The organism is Streptomyces sp. NPDC012637, assembly GCF_042954805.1.
In the GTDB taxonomy this organism is placed as follows: domain Bacteria; phylum Actinomycetota; class Actinomycetes; order Streptomycetales; family Streptomycetaceae; genus Streptomyces.
In genome coordinates this window covers 490,694-506,964 of the sequence record NZ_JBIBDS010000001.1, presented here as the reverse complement: position 1 = coordinate 506,964, position 16,271 = coordinate 490,694, and the positions used below count along the sequence as shown (strand labels likewise).

The following is a 16,271-nucleotide window of genomic DNA, read 5'->3' as shown; positions in this document are numbered from 1 at the left end:
GGGACCTGTCGGCCGATCAGAGCCGGACGGGCCCCGGCCCGCCGCTCCTGGCGCGCGGCCTGCCGTTCCTAGCGCGCGGCCGCGAGGCGCAGTCCGCCACAGGCGTACAAGGCGGTGTCGACGAGGGCCGGGAGCACCGGCCGGCCCGGCTCCGGCGCGAGCCGGGCGAGGCGGTGCATGGTCAGGGCCGCCTCCCACGCCGAGGTCTTCGCCGGTGAACCGCCCCAGGAGACGGCCTCGAGTCTCGCCCAGAGGTGCGCGCCGAACCCGAGATGAATCGTTCCTTCCCGGGCCGCCTCCTCGTCGAGGGCCTCACGTACCGCCGTCAGGAACGTCACGGCGTCCCTGGGTCCCAGGGCCTCGACGACGATCCGGAGGTAGGGAGCGATCAGACCGGTCGCCTCCGGCCACTCGGCTTCGTCACCGAAGCGCTCGCGCAGGTGTGCGTACAGCGGGTGTTCCATGCAGTGGGTCATGAAGGCACAGATACGTTTCCGCGCCCCGCGATCACCGTGGCGACACGCCGAACGCGGCGCTCCGACGCCCGTATGGAGGCGTGCCGCCCGCTCGCGGTCCTCCGCCGCGGCACGAAAGGCCGCCGCCCCCTCCCGGGAGCGGAGCTCGCGCCAGCGGTCGTCGGTGAGGGCAGCCGGCCGGCGGAGGGCGGCCGGGCGGAGGGCGGGTCAGCCGGGCGGGGGCACTCGCTCCGACGGCGGCGGTGGCCCGGGCGGCGTGCCGTCGCCGAAGGGGCGTCCGCCCAGCGCCTCCCGGCCGTGGGGCGAGAGCCACTCCCCGGTGGCGGGGCCGCGGGGCACGATCCCGGTCGGGTTGATGTCGTGGTGGACGACGTAGTAGTGCTGCTTGATCTGCTCGAAGTCGATCGTGTCGCCGAAGCCGGGCGTCTGGAAGAGGTCCCGCGCGTAACCCCACAGGGCGGGCAGCTCGGTCAGCTTCTGCCGGTTGCACTTGAAGTGGCCGTGGTAGACGGCGTCGAAGCGCACGAGGGTCGGGAAGAGGCGGACGTCGGCCTCGGTGATGGTGTCGCCGACCAGATAGCGCCGCCCCGAGAGGCGCTCCTCCAGCCGGTCGAGCCGCTCCCACAGCCTCCGGTACGCCGTGTCGTACGCCGCCTGGCCGCTCGCGAAACCGCACTTGTACACGCCGTTGTTGACGTCCTCGTACACCTGGTCGGCGATCTCGTCGATCTCCTCGCGCCGCCCCTCCGGGTAGAGGTCCGGCGCGCCCTCCCGCTGGTGGGCCGTCCACTGGCTGCCCAGGTCGAGCGTGATCCGCTCGAAGTCGTTGGTCACCACCTCCCCGGTGGGGACGTCGACGATCGCGGGCACGGTGATGCCCTTCGGATAGCCGGGCTCGCGCCGGAAGTAGGCCTCCTGGAGCCGTTCGATGCCGAGGACGGGGTCCTTGCCGCCGGGGTCCAGGTGGAAGGACCAGCTGCGCTCGTCGTGCACCGGCCCGGCGACGCCCATCGACAGGACGTCCTCCAGGCCCATGAGCCGCCGCACGATCGCGGCCCGGTTCGCCCACGGGCAGGCCCGTGCGATGACCAGCCGGTAGCGCCCCGGCTCCACGGGCCGGCCGTCCCGCCCGTCCGCCGTGACGCGCGTCGTGATGTAGCTCCGGTCGCGCTCGAACTCACCGTCACCGGCCATGGTGCCGAGCCCTCCTCGTACCGTCTGCACGGGGGCCGATCGATCGGCCACGCCCCGGCGGCTACCCGCGCCGGCCCGCCCTACGCCCCCCGCACGCCTGTGACGGCGGCCGTCGGACGCGGCGGCGGGGCGGAGGTGCCGAAGGCGCGGCGGTAGGCGGCGGGGGAGACGCCGAACGCCGTCCTCATGTGGGCGCGCAGCGAGTTCCCGGAGCCGAGCCCGGCCCGGTGCGCCACCAGGTCGATCGACAGGTCGGTCGTCTCCAGCAGCTGCTTCGCGAGCTCGAGCCGCTGGGCGGTGAGCCACTGCACGGGCGTCATCCCGACCTCGTCGCGGAACCGGCGGGTGAAGGAGCGCAGGCTCATCCGGGCGTGCTCGGCGAGCCGGGCGAGGGTGAGCGGTTCCGTGAGGTGTTCGAGGGCCCAGGCGCGGGTGGCGGCGGTGCCGGCCAGGGTGGGCTCCGGTACAGGCCGGTCGATGAACTGGGCCTGGCCCCCGTCACGCCAGGGCGGTACGACGCACATGCGGGCGGCGCGGTTCGCGGTCGCGGCACCGTGGTCGCGCCGGATCATGTGCAGGCACAGGTCGACGCCCGCGGCCACGCCCGCGGAGGTCAGGACGTCACCGTCGTCGACGAAGAGCACGTCCTCGTCGACCTTGACCCGGGGGAAGGCACGGCGGAACTCCGGTGCCAGGTTCCAGTGCGTGGTGGCCGGCCGGCCGTCGAGCAGCCCGGCGGCGGCAAGCACGTACGAGCCGGTGCAGATCGACACGAGCCGGGTGCCCGGCCGGATCCCGGCGATGGCCGCGCGGACCTCGGGCGGCAGCGGGCCTCCCCGGCCCAGCTCGGGCATGGCGTGGGTGGGCGGCACGATCACCGTGTCGGCCGTGGCGAGCGCCTCCGGGCCGGCCGCGGGCTGCACGGTGAAACCGGCGTCGCTGAGGACGGGCGCGCCGTCGGCCGTGCAGACGGTGACCTCGTAGAACGGCCGGCCCTCGGCGTCCAGGGCGCTGCCGAAGACCCGCGAGGGGATGCCGAGCTCGAAGGGGGGCACACCGGGAAGCGCGAGCACGGCGACGCGGTGCGGTGTGCTGCGGAGGCCGCCCGCCCGCTCCACCTCCTCGACCCGCTGTGCCGGCTGGTCCTGCTCGTCTGACTGGTCCCGCTGGTCCTGCTCGTCCCGTACGGCCGTGTCCGCGGTGTCGCTCATGGCCAGATCCTGACACATCATGGCCAGCTGGCCAATACCGTGCCGTGGACGGGTGCCCGATGGTGGAGCGGTCCGGTCGAACGACGACGGACACGCGGACACGAGAGACGGAAACGAGGCGGACGGCATGCGTGCGATGGTCGTGGAGCGCTGGGGCGGACCGGAGACCCTGGTCGAGCGCGAGGTGGAGCGCCCCGAGCCGGGACTGAACGAGGTCCTGGTCCGGGTCCACGCCGCCGGGGTGAACCCGGTGGACTGGAAGACCCGCGCGAGCGGGGCGCTCATCACGTGGGGCGAGGTTCCCGTGGTCGGCTGGGACGTGTCCGGCACCGTGAAGGCCGTGGGGCCCGGGGTCGGGGTCTTCCGCCCCGGCGACGAGGTCTTCGGGATGCCGCACTTCCCGCGCCAGGCGGGCGGGTACGCCGAGTACGTGGTGGCACCGGCCCGCCACTTCGCCCCGAAGCCGGCGTCCCTGACGCACGTGGAGGCGGCGGCGCTGCCGCTCGCCGCCCTGACCGCGTGGCAGGCGCTCGTCGACGCCGCGGACGTCCGCCCCGGTGAGCGGGTGCTGGTGCACGCCGCGGCCGGAGGCGTGGGCCACTTCGCCGTACAGGTCGCCAAGGCCCGCGGCGCGTACGTCATCGGCACGGCGAGCGCCGCCAAGCACGACCTGGTACGGGATCTCGGCGCGGACGAGGTGATCGACTACCGAGAGGCCCGCTTCGAGGAGGCCGTGTCGGACGTGGACGTCGTCCTCGACGGCCTGGGCGGGGAGACGGCCGAGCGTTCCCTGCAGGTGCTCCGCGACGGGGGCCGGCTCATCACCCTGCCCGGCCCGGACGACGTCCCCGAGGCCCGGGACGGGGTACGGGCCGCCTGGGTCCTGGTCGAGCCCGACCACCTGGGCCTGCGCGAACTGGCGGCCCTGGTGGAACGCGGTGAGCTGAGGCCGGTCGTCGAGACCGTGCTGCCGCTCGCGGAGGCGTCCAAGGCGCACGAGATCGGCGAGCGTGGCCGGACCACGGGCAAGATCGTCCTGACGGTCGCCTGACCGAACCGAGACCGGTGGCCGCCCGCCGGACCCGACGGGCCGGCGGCCGGCCGCCCGTCGACCCTCGGACCGGCGGCCGGTCGTCCGTCGACCCTCGGGCCGGCGGCCGGTCGTCCGTCGACCCTCGGGCCGGCGGCCGGGCGCCCGTCGACCCTCGGACCGGCGGCCGGGCGCCCGTCGACCCCTGGACCGGCGGCCGGTCGTCCGTCGACCCCTGGACCGGCGGCCGGTCGTCCGTCGACCCCTGGACCGGCGGCCGGTCGTCCGTCGACCCTTGGACCGGCGGCCGTCTGTCCGTCGACCCTCGGACCTGCCTTGGGCCTGAGACTCCTGGCCTCCGGCTTCCGGCCTTGGCTCCTGTCCTCCGGCTTCCGGCCTCCGGCTTCCGGCCTCCGGCTTCCGGTCTCGGGCTCCTGGCCTCGGGCTCCTGCTTCTGCCCTTGGCCTGCGCCGCGTCCGCAGTCCGCGTCGGCGGGCCCGTTCTCTCGGCTCGTCAGTCGTCGGCCTGGTCGTCCATGTTGAGCACCTCCGGCGCGATGCCCCGGGCGGTCACGACCCGGGTGCTGCCTCTCACCAGGGCGTAACCGAGGCCGACGACGGCGATCCGGCCCGAATCGACCTGCTGCGACAGCAGCCGGGACCGGTCGAGCAGCAGGTCGACGGTGTGGCGGATGTGTTCGTCCCGGACGTCGTTGTCGGTGGTGAGACCCGCGGCACGCGCGGACAGCAGGCTCGACGTGACCCGCTCCACGACGTCGCGGACGAAGCCTCCGGCCGAGTGGCCGTAGTCGACGGACTCGCGGGCCGCGGCGATCGCGCCGCAGGAGTCGTGCCCGAGCACGACGACCAGACGCGTCCCGAGCACGCTGGTCGCGTACTCGACGCTGCCCAGCACCTCCGTGCCCAGGACGTGGCCGGCGGTCCGTACGACGAACAGGTCGCCGAGCCCCTGGTCGAAGATGATCTCGGCGGCGAGCCGTGAATCGGAGCAGCCGAGGATGACGGCGAACGGAGCCTGCCCGGGACCGAGCTGGGAGCGCCGGGCGGCGTCCTGGTTGGGATGTTCGGGGGCGCCGCACACGAAGCGCTTGTTGCCGGAGAGCAGTGTGTCGAGGGCGACCACGGGCGAGCTTCTGGGCATGTCTCCACCCTGGGGTGCAAGTGACAAGCCGGGCGCACCACGCGTCCGGCGCTCGTGACATCGAGCGGGGCCACCGGGCGCGGTACCCGCCTCCTCGGCCGTATTCTCGCCGCCGGTCCATGGAGGCGACTGCCCCGTAAGAACGGTCTCAGACGGACCCGGCCCCCGCGACTCGCGCGACCGCACCCCACCGGCCGGAACGACCCGCGGCGGCGACCGGAGGTCTCCGAGGCCCGGGGCCGTCAGCGGTGGAGCAGGTCCGGCCAGTCGTACGGGACGCGGCCGGCCGGTCCCGGGGCCGGCTGCTCGGCCGGGTGGCCGGTCGGCGGGGCCAGCGCGGGGCCGGACTCGTACATCACTTCGGTGGCGTAGTCCCAGAACCACTCCTCGCCCGGCTCGAAGCTCTGGACCAGGGGATGCCCGGAGGCCCTCCAGTGGGCGGTGGCGTGCTGCGCCGGTGACGAGTCGCAGCAGCCGATGTGGCCGCACTGGGCGCAGCGCCGCAGGTGGAACCACCAGCCGCCCACCTCGTCGCACTCCGCGCAGCCGGTGCCGCCGGGCGCCACGTCCGGGTCGATGCCTTCGATCCTGCTCATACCGGCTCCTCGTACTGACTGCCTCACACGCGTTCCTCGGCGGCGGTCGTGACCGCTCTCCCGGCCTCCGTCCCGGCCTCCGTCCCGGCCTCCTCGGTCTCCGTCCCGGCCTCCGTCCCGGCCTCCGCCTCCGGGGCAGTGAGCGGCAGCAGCACCTGGAAGCGGGTGTCACCCGGTACGGACTCGACGTGGAGGCTGCCGTGGTGCTTGTTGACCACGATCCGCCAGGAGATGTCGAGACCGAGCCCCGTGCCCTCACCGACCGGCTTCGTCGTGAAGAACGGGTCGAAGATGCGGCTCCGGATGTCGTCGGGCACGCCGGGGCCCGTGTCGCGGAACTCCACGAGCAGCCGGTCGCCCTCCCGGGCCGTGCGGACGGTCAGGGTGCCCTCGTCGCCGGTGCTGGCGATGGCGGCCACCGCGTTGTCGATGAGGTTGGTCCACACCTGGTTGAGCTCCGCGGGATAGGCGGGCACGTTCGGGAGCGAGCGGTCGTAGTCCTTGACCACCCGGATCCGGGGACCGATCTTCCCGGACAGCATCAGCAGGGTGCTGTCGAGGAGTTCGTGCACGTCGACGTCACGGTGCGGGGCGCGGTCGAGCTGCGCGTACTGCTTCGCCGCGTCCACCAGGTGGGAGATCCGCGTCGTGGAGTCGTCGATCTCGTCCATCAGCAGCTCTGTCTCGACGGTGTAGTTGAGCCAGCCGATCGCCCCCGGCAGGACGTCCTCCGCCACCGTCGCCGCGACGTGTTCCAGCCAGTCCGTGTCGAGGCCGGCCTGGACGAACGTGGGCGCGAGCCGCCAGCCCTCCGGGATCCCGTGGTCCTCCAGCCAGTCGGCGACCTCGTCCTCCCGGTCGGACGCCTCCAACGGCGTCAGCACCGGCGCCTTGGCGACCCGCTCGGCGGTTCGCTCCTGGATCTCGATGAGCTCGGCGAGCGCCTCCCGCGAGTACGGGCCGCGGGCGATGAACGCGAGCTTGTGCCGCATCTTGCCGACTCGCTCCCGCAGTGCCGCCGTGGCGCGGACGGCGGCCGCGGCCGGGTTGTTGAGCTCGTGCGTGAGTCCGGCCGACAGCGATCCCAGCGCGAGCAGGCGTTCCCGCTGACCGATGGCCCGCTGGGTGTTCTTGGAGCCGAAGAAGAGCCCCTCCAGCAGGTGCGCCGCCATCGGGAACCACTCCCGCATGATGTCCGCGAACGACTCCGCGGGCAGCACGAAGAACCGCGTCGGCTCGGTCACCCGCATGGTGTTGACGTACGTCTGGGGGACCCGGTCGCCCAGATACGCCTGCATGGCACCCGCGTACACACCGCGCTGCGAGGTCCGGCTGACCTCCACGTCGTCGCCGCCCACCCGCCGGTACAGGACGACGGTGCCCTCCACCATCACGTAGAAGCAGGTGGCCGGATCGCCCTCGGTGTACACCGGGCCGGGTTCGAAGCGCTCCATGCGTCCTTCGGCGCACAGCCGTCCCAGCTGCTCGGGGGAGAGCTTCTCGAAGAGGAACAGCGAACCGATCTCGTGCGGGTCGCAGGGCATCGGCTGGGCGCTCATGACTGCTCCAGATAGCGGTGGACGAGCATCACGGCCATGGCTCCCTCTCCTACGGCGGACGCCACGCGCTTCGCCGACTCGGCGCGCGCGTCGCCCGCCACGAACACGCCGGGAACGCTGGTCTCCAGGTGGTACGGCGGCCGGTCGAGCTCCCACTCGGGCGGCGGCCCGCCGTCCGGTGTCAGGTCGGGACCGGCCAGGATGAAGCCGTCCTCGTCCCGCAGGATCGTTCCCTCCAGCCAGTCGGTCAGCGGGGCCGCGCCGATGAAGACGAACAGCCACTGGGCGTCGACGTCCTCGGAGGCACCGGTCACCGCGTCCCGGAGGGTCAGCCGCTCCAGGTGGTCCGCACCGTGCGCCTCCTCGACGACGGTCCGGGGCCGCACGGTGATGTTCGGCGCCTCCTCGATCTGCTGGATCAGGTAGTGCGACATCGACGCCGTCAGAGACTCGCCGCGCACCAGCAGCGTCACCGACTTCGCGCCCCGCGCCAGGAACACCGCGGCCTGGCCGGCGGAGTTCGCGCCGCCGACGACGTACACGTCCTGGCCCTCGCAGGACGAGGCCTCGGTGAGGGAGGAGCCGTAGTACACCCCGCGCCCGGTCAGGTCCTCGCAGCCCGGCGCTCCCAGCTGCCGGTACGACACACCGGTCGCGAGGATGACGCTGTGCGCCGCGACGGCCGAGCCGTCCGAGAAGCGCACCACGCGTGCCGGCCCCTGCACCTCGAGACCCGTGACCTCGCGTGCGGTGAGGATCTCGGCGCCGAAACGCGTCGCCTGGCGGCGGGCGCGCTCGGTGAGCTGCGCACCGGACACGCCGTCCGGGAAGCCGAGGTAGTTCTCGATCCGGGAGCTCTGGCCGGCCTGTCCTCCGGTCGCCGACCTTTCGACCAGTACGGTGCGCAGCCCCTCCGAGGCCCCGTACACCGCCGAGCCGAGACCCGCCGGCCCGCCGCCGATCACCACCAGGTCGTAGAACTCGGCCGTCGGCGTGGTCGCGAGCCCCACCCGCGCGGCCAGTTCGGGCGGTTCCGGCGCGGTCAGCGCGGTGCCGTCCGGCGTCACCACCAGCGGCAGCCGACGGCCGTCGGCCCCGGCCGCGGCAAGGAGCCGCCGTCCCTCGGGCTCGTCCGAGGAGTACCAGCGGTACGGCACCTGGTTGCGGGCCAGGAACTCGCGCACCCGCGAGGAGGGCGCCGACCAGCGGTGCCCGACGACCTTGGTGGCGGGCACCGGCCGGTAGTCGCTGGACCGCCAGGCGCTGAGGAGGTCGTCCACGACCGGGTAGAGCTTCTCCTCCGGCGGGTCCCACGGCTTGAGCAGGTAGTGGTCGAGGTCGACGACGTTGATCGCGTCGATGGCCGCGTTGGTGTCGGCGTACGCGGTCAGCAGCACGCGCCGCGCACCCGGGTACACGCCGAGCGCCTGTTCGAGGAACTCGACGCCGTTCATCTGCGGCATGCGGTAGTCGGCGAGGATCACGGCCACCAGGTCGCCCCGCAGCTTCAGCTCGCGCAGCGCCTCCAGCGCGGACCCGCCGGACTCGGCGCGTACGATCCGGTACCCGCCGCCGTAGCGGCGCCGCAGGTCACGGGCGATGGCGCGGGAGACTCCGGGATCGTCGTCCACGGTCAGGATGACGGTCCGTGCCGCGTCGGTGCCCTCTGCCATGTATCTCCGCCCTGCGTGCTCCGGACGCCCGGCCACGGCGAGCCGCCCGCGCCGGTTCCCGCCCATCGTATGTTCGATCGCCCGTGCCCGCCCGTGCCCCGGCCTGCCCGCCCGTGTCCGTTCGCACCCGGCCCGCCTGTCCGCCGTGCCCGCCCGTGCCGGCCTGCCCCGGCCTTCGTCAGAAGCCCCGACGTCCCGCCGCCATGGGAGGAGAGACTGACCGGAGCCGAATCGTCGACACAGGGAGACGCACACGCATGAACACGCCGGTATCGCGAACGGGAGCGGGACACCGCCCCGAGGAACCAGCCGTACGGATCGGTGCTCTCGTCCCGCTGTCGCCGCCGGGGTGGGTCGAGGCCGGCAGGCATCTGCTCGCGGGTCTCGAGCTGGCCGTCGGCGAGGTCAACGAGGCCGGCGGGATGGACGGGCGGCCGATCGAGCTGGTCGTCCGTGACACCGCGGCCGATCCGCGGAAGGCCGCGGCAGCCGTGGACGAACTCGCCGGTCTGGGCGTCGTGGCTGTGGCGGGGGAGTACCACAGCGTCGTCGCCCGCGCCGCTGCCGCGAGGGCCGACGCGCTCGGCCTGCCCTTCCTCTGCTCGTCGGCGGTCCTCGACGGTCTCACCGAGGAGCCGACGGACCGGGTCGCCCGCCTCGCCCCGGCGCAGTCGCACGGCTGGCGGCTCTACGCGGACTTCCTCCTCGGCGCCGGCCACCGGCGCATCGCCGTCGCCACCCAGCCCAGCGTCTACTGGGCTTCCGGCATCCGCATCCTCCGGGACCACCTCTCCGCACGCGGTGGCACCGTGACCGAGCTCGACGCGGTCGCGCTCGACCCGGCCGCCCTGTGCGACGAACTCGTCGCCGCCGGCGCGACGGCCCTCCTGCTGCTGGTCGGGTTCCCGGAGCCGGCGGTGTCCATCGTCAAGTCCGTCCGCCACGACGAGCGCCTCGCCGGGGTGCTGATCGGCGCTCCGGCGGGACAGCCGGAGTTCGCCGACTGGGCGGCCGCGCTGGGCGGCGACGGTGCCGCGGTCCCGTTCCTGCGCTACCTGCCCGAGCGCCTCGGCCCGCTGGGCGCACGAGTCGAGACGGCCCTGCGCGAGCGACTGGCCGGGGCGCCGTCCTTCGTCGCGTTCGAGGGTTACGACACCGTCGTGGTCCTGGCCGACCTGCTGCGTTCCCACGGTCCGGACCGGGCGCGCCTCGCGGAGTCCTGGCCGCAGGCCGAGGTCGAGGGGACGCGCGGCCGGATCCGGTTCTCCCGTACGCCCGGCACCGGCGTGTGGCAGTGGGTGTGGCCACCGGTCCAGGTCGTGGACCGGGACCCGGCCGGCCCCGAGCGGTTCCGCGTCCTCCACTCCGGCTGAGGGAGCGGGCGGCCCTCCGTTTAAGCGGTGACGAAAATGTGGTGGGCGGAGCCGTGCGCGGCGGAAGCTCTTCACGGCACCCGGCCGGGGAAGCCGACCACATCATTCCTTCCGACGACGGGACGGCCATGACTCGTACGAACACCGCCTGCGCAGTGCGGACCGAAGCGGGGCCCGACGTGAGGACCGGAGCGAGGACCGCCCGCGGCCGCGCCGGCCGGCGCCTCAAGGGTCTCGTGCTCGGCCTCACCGCGCTCGCGCTCGGCCTCACGGGGACCGCCGCGACGACCGCGCCGGCCGCTGCCGCGCCACTGGTCCTCACCGGGTCCTCCTTCACCGGCGACGAGCGCGCCGAACTGATCAAGAAGGAGGACGGCTTCCGGATCTGGAAGAACACCGGTGGCCAGAACCTGGGATGGCCCTGGGGCGAGAACACGGTCAACGGCAGCGGGTGGAGCGGCGCCGACGCCCGCAGCGTGTACTTCGCCGACCTCGACGGCGACGGCCGCAAGGACCTGATCAACCTGTCCGGCGACAGCTTCCGCGTCTGGTACCACAACGGGGCCGCGTTCGGCTCGAACCCGTGGACCGGAGACTTCCGGACCGGCAGCGGGTGGTCCGGGTACGACCCGTCGAGCATCTGGTTCGCCGACATCACGGGTGACGGTCAGGCCGACCTCGTCCAGAAGTCCGGCGACGCGCTCCGCTACTACCGGAACCTCGGCGACGGTGCGAGCTGGGCCGGTGCGGTGACCATGGGCTACGGCTACTCCGGGCGCGACCCGCGCTCCATCTGGTTCGCCGACCTCAACGGCGACCAGCGGGCCGAACGCATCGAACTGTCCCAGGGCTCCTTCCTCGTCGCCCCCAACACCAACGGCCACACGGGCGGTTGGCCGTGGGGCGCCACCAGCTACTACACCGGCAGCGGGTGGTCGGGCCACGACCCGTCGAGCATCTGGTTCGCCGACATCACCGGCGACAACCGCGCCGACCTCGTGCAGAAGAACGGCGACGCCCTGAGGTACTACCCGAACACCGGCTCGGGCACCGGCGGCACGAGCTGGGGCGGCGCGGTCCACGCCGGCTCCGGCTGGTCGGCCTTCGACCCCAAGGGCATCTACTTCGCCTGACCGAGCCCACGGGGGAGAGGCCGGGGGGAACGGGGGAGCACGGGGGAACGGGGAAACGGGGGAGCACGGGGGAACGGGTGACGGCGTCCCCGGAGTCGGTCTACGGCTCCGGGGACGCCGTCACCGCCGTCCCCGCCACGCCCGTGCCCAGCAACTCCTCGGCCAGACTGGTCCGTTGGTGCAGCACCCAGCGGCCCGAGCGGCGCGAGGTCACCAGCCGGCAGCGGCGCAGCACCGCGAGGTGCTGCGAGACCGCCGCCGCGCTGAGATCGAGGTAGGCCGCGAGCTGGGTGGTCGACAGCGGCAGGTCGAGGTGGGTGAGCAGGGCGGCCCGGCTGCGCCCCATCAGGTCGCCGAGCGGCTCGGCGGACGCGTCGGACGACTGCTCCGTCCACAGCCGGCCGATCCCGCGCGGCGAGTACGTGAGCGTCGGCTGGTACGGCTCGTTGTGCAGGACGAGCAGGCGGGGCCAGGCGAACACACAGGGCACGAGCAGCAGTCCCGCACCGGCGGCCTCGCGCCGGGCGGAGTGGAGCGGCTTGTCGATGCGGAGCCGGTCCACCTCGTAGCGCGCCTCGGGGTGGAGGTCGTCGAAGACCTTGGCGAGACCGCCGGTCGTCAGCTGCTGTGCCCGGTGGGCGATGTCGGCGTCGTCGAGGGCCCGCAGCCGGGGCCAGACCGGCTCGACGGCGGCCCGCCAGTAGACGGCCATGGTGTCGACGACACGGGGCAGTTCGTGGTCGGGATCCTCGTACAGGGGGCGGAGCACGGCCGGCAGCTCGCCGTCGGTGCGCAGCTCGTCGAGCGAGGTGCGCACGACCTCGCCGGGCGTGGCGGCGATCGCCGCCAGCTCGTGTCCGAAGTTCCCGGTCAGCGCCTCCGGCGGCGGAGCGAGGAAGTCCGGCACGATCCGCGGACCCCGCGCCAGCGCCAGCAACACCCGCAGATCGAGCCCGGTCACCCGCGGCGCCGCGAACTCCAGCCACGGCCGGTGCACCAGCGGCCGGCGCGTCCCGGCGAGCACGGGCACGCTGTGCACCAGCTCCTCGAGCGGTGAGCGCGCGAAGCGTATCCGCGTCAGATCGTCGGGCCCGAAGATGATGTCGATCACGCGTCGGAGCGTACCGAACGTGCGATCGGCCGGAGGCGGGTGCGAGCGGTCGCGGGGTCCACACGCGCACCCTCCGGTGCGCAGGGGAGGCCGGCGAGGCGTCTTTCCAGCACGCTGCGGCGAGCCGCAAGCGGATGCGGACGCCCTCGCGCCGGGCGACGACGAAGCCGGTCCGCGCCAGTGTCCGGAGGGGACCGAGGCGCCGGCCAGGTCGAGCCCTGCGGCCTTCGTGTGCGCGCCGACGGCGCGCTCGCCCCGGGCGGGCGGGTCGAGCGGTTCCCGGGCGCCCACCGCCGGCCGGCGCCTTGCCGCGCGCCGCGAACGCGTCGTGGAGCGCGGCCTTGGTCCCGGCCCCGGCGCCGGTCCTGGTCCCGCTCTTCGCAGCGTCCCCGATTGCTTCCTCCCGGCATCTGTGGATTGCTGGAACTGAAGCCCCCGCGGCCTCCACGGCCCCGGAAAGGAGGGCACCATGGGCTTCGCCGACGATCATCTGGTCCCGCTGGTCGACCAAGGCCTCGGCAACAGCGCCTACCTCCTGGACCTGGGCGACGGACGCGCGCTGGCCGTCGACGCCGCGCGTGACCTGCGCGCCCTCCACGCCGCCGCCGAACGGCGCGGACTGGCCGTCGCGTACGCCGCCGACACCCACCTGCACGCCGACTTCCTGTCCGGCGCCGTCCAGCTCGGCCACGAGCACGGCGCCACGGTGCTCGCCTCCGCCGCCGGTCGCCGCGCCTTCGCCCACCGAGGGCTCGACGACGGCGACGAGGTCGACCTCGGCGGGCTGACGCTGCGCGCCCTCGCCACGCCCGGGCACACCGACGAGCACCTGTCCTTCCTGCTCCTCGACGGCCGCCGGGAGCTCGGCGTCTTCACCGGCGGCTCGCTGATCGTGAACTCCGCCGCCCGTACCGACCTCCTCGGCGCCGACCGCACCGAGGAACTCGCCCGCGCCCAGTACCGCTCCCTCCGCAGACTGGCCGAGCTGCCGGACGGGACCGCGGTGTGGCCCACGCACGGCGCCGGCTCCTTCTGCTCGGCCCCGCCCGGCGACGAGCGCACCTCCACCATCGGCGCCGAGAGGCGGGCGAACCCCCTGCTCGCCGCCCGCGACGAGGACACCTTCGTACGGCAGCTGCTCGCGAGCCTCGGCACGTACCCCGCCTACTTCGACCGGCTCGCCGAGGTCAACCGGCGCGGCCCCGCCGTGCTGACCGGGACCCCGCTCCTGGCGGAGCTGTCCGCCGAACAGGTCCGCGCCCTCATGGCCGACGGCGGCCACGTCGTCGACGTACGTCCCACCGCCGAGTACGCCGCCGGCCACGTCCACGGCTCCCTTTCCAACCCGCTGCGCGGCCAGTTCGCCACGTGGCTCGGGTGGCTCCTGCCCGACACCGCGCCGCTCGCCTTCGTCACGGGCGAGGGCCAGGATTTGGGCGAGCTCGTCTGGCAGGCGTACAAGATCGGGTACGAGCGGCTGGCCGGACGTCTGGCGGGAGGCATGCCGGCCTGGCTCGCCGACGGCAACGGGCAGACCACCACCGCCTTCGTCACCGCCGACCGGACGGGCAGCCGCCCGTACCTCGACGTCCGCCAGGCCTCGGAGTTCACCGCCGGACACGTCCCCGGGGCGCTCCACGTCGAACTCGGCGGGCTCCGCCGTGTCGCCGCCGACGTCCCCGACGGGGTCGTCGTGGCCTGCAGCCGGGGCGTGCGCGCCATGACCGCCGCCAGTCTCCTCGAACGCGCCGGTCACACCCGTCTCGTGGTGCTCCGCGGCGGACCCGCCGACTACGCCGCCGCCCACGGCCTGTCCCTCTCCCCGGGCCCGCGGAACGCCGGCTCCTGAGGCCGCGGCCCCGGCCTCAGGCCCCGCATCGGCCCGCAGCCGCGGCCATCCGCCACCGGAGCCTCCGGCCTCCTGCGGAACCCGACGGATCAGGACCAACTTCCGTTGATCCATTGACGTCCCGAGAGTCCACTCCTACGTTTTCGTTCGGACATACGGCTGTTGGTCGATATTTCGAACGAAAGGGAGTCGCGTGCCCCACGCCGAGCCCACCGAGCCCGCCGAGCGCACCGAGCGCACCGGGCCCACTGAGCCCACTGAGCGCCCCGAGCGCCTTCAGCGCACCGAACGCGCCACTCGCACCGCCCGATTCACCCTCGATCCCGACTTCACCGTCGGTCCCGTCGATCCGCGCCTCTTCGGCTCCTTCGTCGAGCACCTCGGGCGCTGCGTCTACACCGGCATCCACGAGCCCGGCCATCCCGCCGCCGACGAGGACGGACTGCGCACCGACGTCCTGGAGCTGGTCCGCGAACTCGGCGTCACCGCCGTGCGCTATCCCGGCGGCAACTTCGTCTCCGGCTACCGCTGGGAGGACGGCGTCGGGCCGGTCGAGCAGCGGCCGCGCCGGCTCGACGCGGCCTGGCGCTCCACCGAGACCAACCGCTTCGGCCTGAGCGAGTTCATGGCCTTCCTGCGCAAGATCGGCCCGCGGGCCGAGCCGGTGATGGCGCTCAACCTCGGCACCCGCGGCATCGAGGAGGCCATGGACCTCGTCGAGTACGCCAACCACCCGGGCGGCACCGAACTGTCCGACCGCCGCATCGCGCACGGCGACGCGAACCCCTTCGGCATCCGCCTCTGGTGCCTCGGCAACGAGATGGACGGCACCTGGCAGACGGGTCAGAAGACGGCGGCGGAGTACGGCCGGCTCGCCGCCCAGGCCGCCCGCGCCCTGCGTCAGATCGACCCCGGCCTCGAACTCGTCGTCTGCGGCAGCTCGGCGCGCGACCTGCCCACGTTCGCCGCCTGGGAGGCGACCGTCCTGGAGGAGACGTACGAGGTCGTCGACCACGTGTCCCTGCACGCCTACTACGAGGAACAGGACGGCGACCGCGACTCCTTCCTCGCCTCCGCCGTCCACATGGAGGCCTTCATCCGGGAGGTGATCGCCACCTGCGACCACGTCGGGGCCCGGCTCAAGTCCCCGAAGCGGCTCACCCTTTCCTTCGACGAGTGGAACGTCTGGTACCAGCGCCGCCCCAACCCGCACCCGGTGGAGGACTGGCAGGAGGCGCCCCGCCTCCTGGAGGACGTCTACACGGTGACCGACGCCGTCGTCCTCGGCACCCTTCTGATCACCCTGCTCCGCCACGCCGACCGGATCGCCGTGGCCTGCCTCGCCCAGCTCGTCAACGTGATCGCACCGATCATGACCGAGCCCGGCGGTCCCGCCTGGCGTCAGACCGTCTTCCATCCCTTCGCCCAGGCCGCGCGCCACGGGCACGGCACGGTCCTCGACGTGCGCGTCGACGCGCCGACGTACCCGACGCCGAAGTACGGGGACGTGCCGCTGCTGCACGCCACGGCCGTGCGCGGCGAGGACGGGACCGTGACCGTCTTCGCCGTGAACCGCGACCAGCGCGCCGAACTGCCCCTGGAAGTCGCGCTGCGGGGGCTCGACGTGAGCCGCGTGGTGGAGCACACCGCGCTCGCCGACGCGGACCCCGAGGCCCGCAACACCCTCGACGCACCGGACCGGGTGGTGCCGCACGCGGTCGAGGGTGCGGGCGTCGCCGACGGCCGACTGCGGGCCGTACTGGAGCCGATGTCCTGGAACGTCATCCGGCTGGCGTGACCGACCGGCCGCCCGACCGGCCGCCTGACCGACAGGCCTGACCGGCCGGCCGACCGACCGCTGGACCGACCGGCCTGACCGGCCGCCCGCCCGACCGGCCCGACCGG

Annotated in this window: 13 protein-coding genes; 5 read left to right on the top strand and 8 right to left on the bottom strand. The window is 73.7% G+C overall.

What is annotated here, in order from left to right:
- Positions 1 to 68: 68 nt before the first annotated feature.
- From ACFY8W_RS02220 to ACFY8W_RS02210, 3 genes are all read right to left on the bottom strand, one after another.
- The gene (locus ACFY8W_RS02220) at positions 69 to 476 is read right to left on the bottom strand and encodes a hypothetical protein (protein WP_391099089.1); all 408 of its coding nucleotides are present in this window, start codon (positions 474 to 476) and stop codon (positions 69 to 71) included.
- 207 nt (positions 477 to 683) lie between these two features.
- The gene (locus tag ACFY8W_RS02215) at positions 684 to 1,670 is read right to left on the bottom strand and encodes a glutathione S-transferase C-terminal domain-containing protein (protein ID WP_391099086.1); all 987 of its coding nucleotides are present in this window, start codon (positions 1,668 to 1,670) and stop codon (positions 684 to 686) included.
- 80 nt (positions 1,671 to 1,750) lie between these two features.
- Complete coding sequence (locus ACFY8W_RS02210) at positions 1,751 to 2,881, bottom strand: helix-turn-helix domain-containing protein (RefSeq protein ID WP_391099084.1); 1,131 nt, start codon at positions 2,879 to 2,881, stop codon at positions 1,751 to 1,753.
- A 127-nt stretch (positions 2,882 to 3,008) separates the two neighbouring features.
- Here ACFY8W_RS02210 and ACFY8W_RS02205 point away from each other — a divergent pair, with 127 nt between their 5' ends.
- Positions 3,009 to 3,932: a zinc-binding dehydrogenase gene (locus ACFY8W_RS02205; RefSeq protein WP_391099082.1), complete on the top strand. Its 924-nt coding sequence runs from the start codon at positions 3,009 to 3,011 to the stop codon at positions 3,930 to 3,932.
- Between the two features lie 492 nt (positions 3,933 to 4,424).
- On the opposite strand, the gene ACFY8W_RS02200 is transcribed toward ACFY8W_RS02205, so the two are convergent.
- From ACFY8W_RS02200 to ACFY8W_RS02185, 4 genes are all read right to left on the bottom strand, one after another.
- Positions 4,425 to 5,072: a carbonic anhydrase gene (locus ACFY8W_RS02200; protein ID WP_391099080.1), complete on the bottom strand. Its 648-nt coding sequence runs from the start codon at positions 5,070 to 5,072 to the stop codon at positions 4,425 to 4,427.
- A gap of 242 nt (positions 5,073 to 5,314) precedes the next feature.
- Positions 5,315 to 5,668, bottom strand: a complete 354-nt coding sequence (locus ACFY8W_RS02195; RefSeq protein ID WP_391099078.1) for a UBP-type zinc finger domain-containing protein — start codon at positions 5,666 to 5,668, stop codon at positions 5,315 to 5,317.
- Between the two features lie 23 nt (positions 5,669 to 5,691).
- Positions 5,692 to 7,227, bottom strand: coding sequence for an ATP-binding protein (locus tag ACFY8W_RS02190; protein ID WP_391099076.1), 1,536 nt, complete (start codon positions 7,225 to 7,227; stop codon positions 5,692 to 5,694).
- Entirely contained in the window at positions 7,224 to 8,900 is a 1,677-nt protein-coding gene (locus tag ACFY8W_RS02185; protein WP_391099073.1) for an FAD-dependent oxidoreductase, read from the bottom strand. The genes ACFY8W_RS02190 and ACFY8W_RS02185 overlap by 4 nt, the downstream gene beginning before the upstream one ends.
- Positions 8,901 to 9,157: 257 nt before the next feature.
- Here ACFY8W_RS02185 and ACFY8W_RS02180 point away from each other — a divergent pair, with 257 nt between their 5' ends.
- Together ACFY8W_RS02180 and ACFY8W_RS02175 are read left to right on the top strand one after the other, a co-directional pair.
- Complete coding sequence (locus tag ACFY8W_RS02180; protein WP_391099071.1) at positions 9,158 to 10,273, top strand: ABC transporter substrate-binding protein; 1,116 nt, start codon at positions 9,158 to 9,160, stop codon at positions 10,271 to 10,273.
- A gap of 179 nt (positions 10,274 to 10,452) precedes the next feature.
- The gene (locus ACFY8W_RS02175; RefSeq protein ID WP_391099068.1) at positions 10,453 to 11,406 is read left to right on the top strand and encodes an FG-GAP-like repeat-containing protein; all 954 of its coding nucleotides are present in this window, start codon (positions 10,453 to 10,455) and stop codon (positions 11,404 to 11,406) included.
- A gap of 100 nt (positions 11,407 to 11,506) precedes the next feature.
- Here the strand turns inward: ACFY8W_RS02175 and ACFY8W_RS02170 are convergent, their stop codons facing one another.
- Positions 11,507 to 12,517: a DUF5937 family protein gene (locus ACFY8W_RS02170; RefSeq protein ID WP_391099066.1), complete on the bottom strand. Its 1,011-nt coding sequence runs from the start codon at positions 12,515 to 12,517 to the stop codon at positions 11,507 to 11,509.
- Between the two features lie 469 nt (positions 12,518 to 12,986).
- On the opposite strand from ACFY8W_RS02170, the gene ACFY8W_RS02165 reads away from it, so the two are divergent.
- Both ACFY8W_RS02165 and ACFY8W_RS02160 read left to right on the top strand, forming a co-directional pair.
- On the top strand, positions 12,987 to 14,366 hold the full coding sequence (locus tag ACFY8W_RS02165; protein WP_391099064.1) for a rhodanese-like domain-containing protein: 1,380 nt from the start codon (positions 12,987 to 12,989) through the stop codon (positions 14,364 to 14,366).
- A 193-nt stretch (positions 14,367 to 14,559) separates the two neighbouring features.
- Positions 14,560 to 16,164, top strand: a complete 1,605-nt coding sequence (locus ACFY8W_RS02160; RefSeq protein ID WP_391099061.1) for an alpha-L-arabinofuranosidase C-terminal domain-containing protein — start codon at positions 14,560 to 14,562, stop codon at positions 16,162 to 16,164.
- Positions 16,165 to 16,271: the final 107 nt, after the last annotated feature.

Bases quoted from the DNA above. Each gene is read 5' to 3' on its own strand.
- ACFY8W_RS02220 (WP_391099089.1), bottom strand. From the start codon at position 476: ATGACCCACTGCATGGAACACCCGCTGTACGCACACCTGCGCGAGCGC.
- ACFY8W_RS02215 (WP_391099086.1), bottom strand. From the start codon at position 1,670: ATGGCCGGTGACGGTGAGTTCGAGCGCGACCGGAGCTACATCACGACG.
- ACFY8W_RS02210 (WP_391099084.1), bottom strand. From the start codon at position 2,881: ATGAGCGACACCGCGGACACGGCCGTACGGGACGAGCAGGACCAGCGG.
- ACFY8W_RS02205 (WP_391099082.1), top strand. From the start codon at position 3,009: ATGCGTGCGATGGTCGTGGAGCGCTGGGGCGGACCGGAGACCCTGGTC.
- ACFY8W_RS02200 (WP_391099080.1), bottom strand. From the start codon at position 5,072: ATGCCCAGAAGCTCGCCCGTGGTCGCCCTCGACACACTGCTCTCCGGC.
- ACFY8W_RS02195 (WP_391099078.1), bottom strand. From the start codon at position 5,668: ATGAGCAGGATCGAAGGCATCGACCCGGACGTGGCGCCCGGCGGCACC.
- ACFY8W_RS02190 (WP_391099076.1), bottom strand. From the start codon at position 7,227: ATGAGCGCCCAGCCGATGCCCTGCGACCCGCACGAGATCGGTTCGCTG.
- ACFY8W_RS02185 (WP_391099073.1), bottom strand. From the start codon at position 8,900: ATGGCAGAGGGCACCGACGCGGCACGGACCGTCATCCTGACCGTGGAC.
- ACFY8W_RS02180 (WP_391099071.1), top strand. From the start codon at position 9,158: ATGAACACGCCGGTATCGCGAACGGGAGCGGGACACCGCCCCGAGGAA.
- ACFY8W_RS02165 (WP_391099064.1), top strand. From the start codon at position 12,987: ATGGGCTTCGCCGACGATCATCTGGTCCCGCTGGTCGACCAAGGCCTC.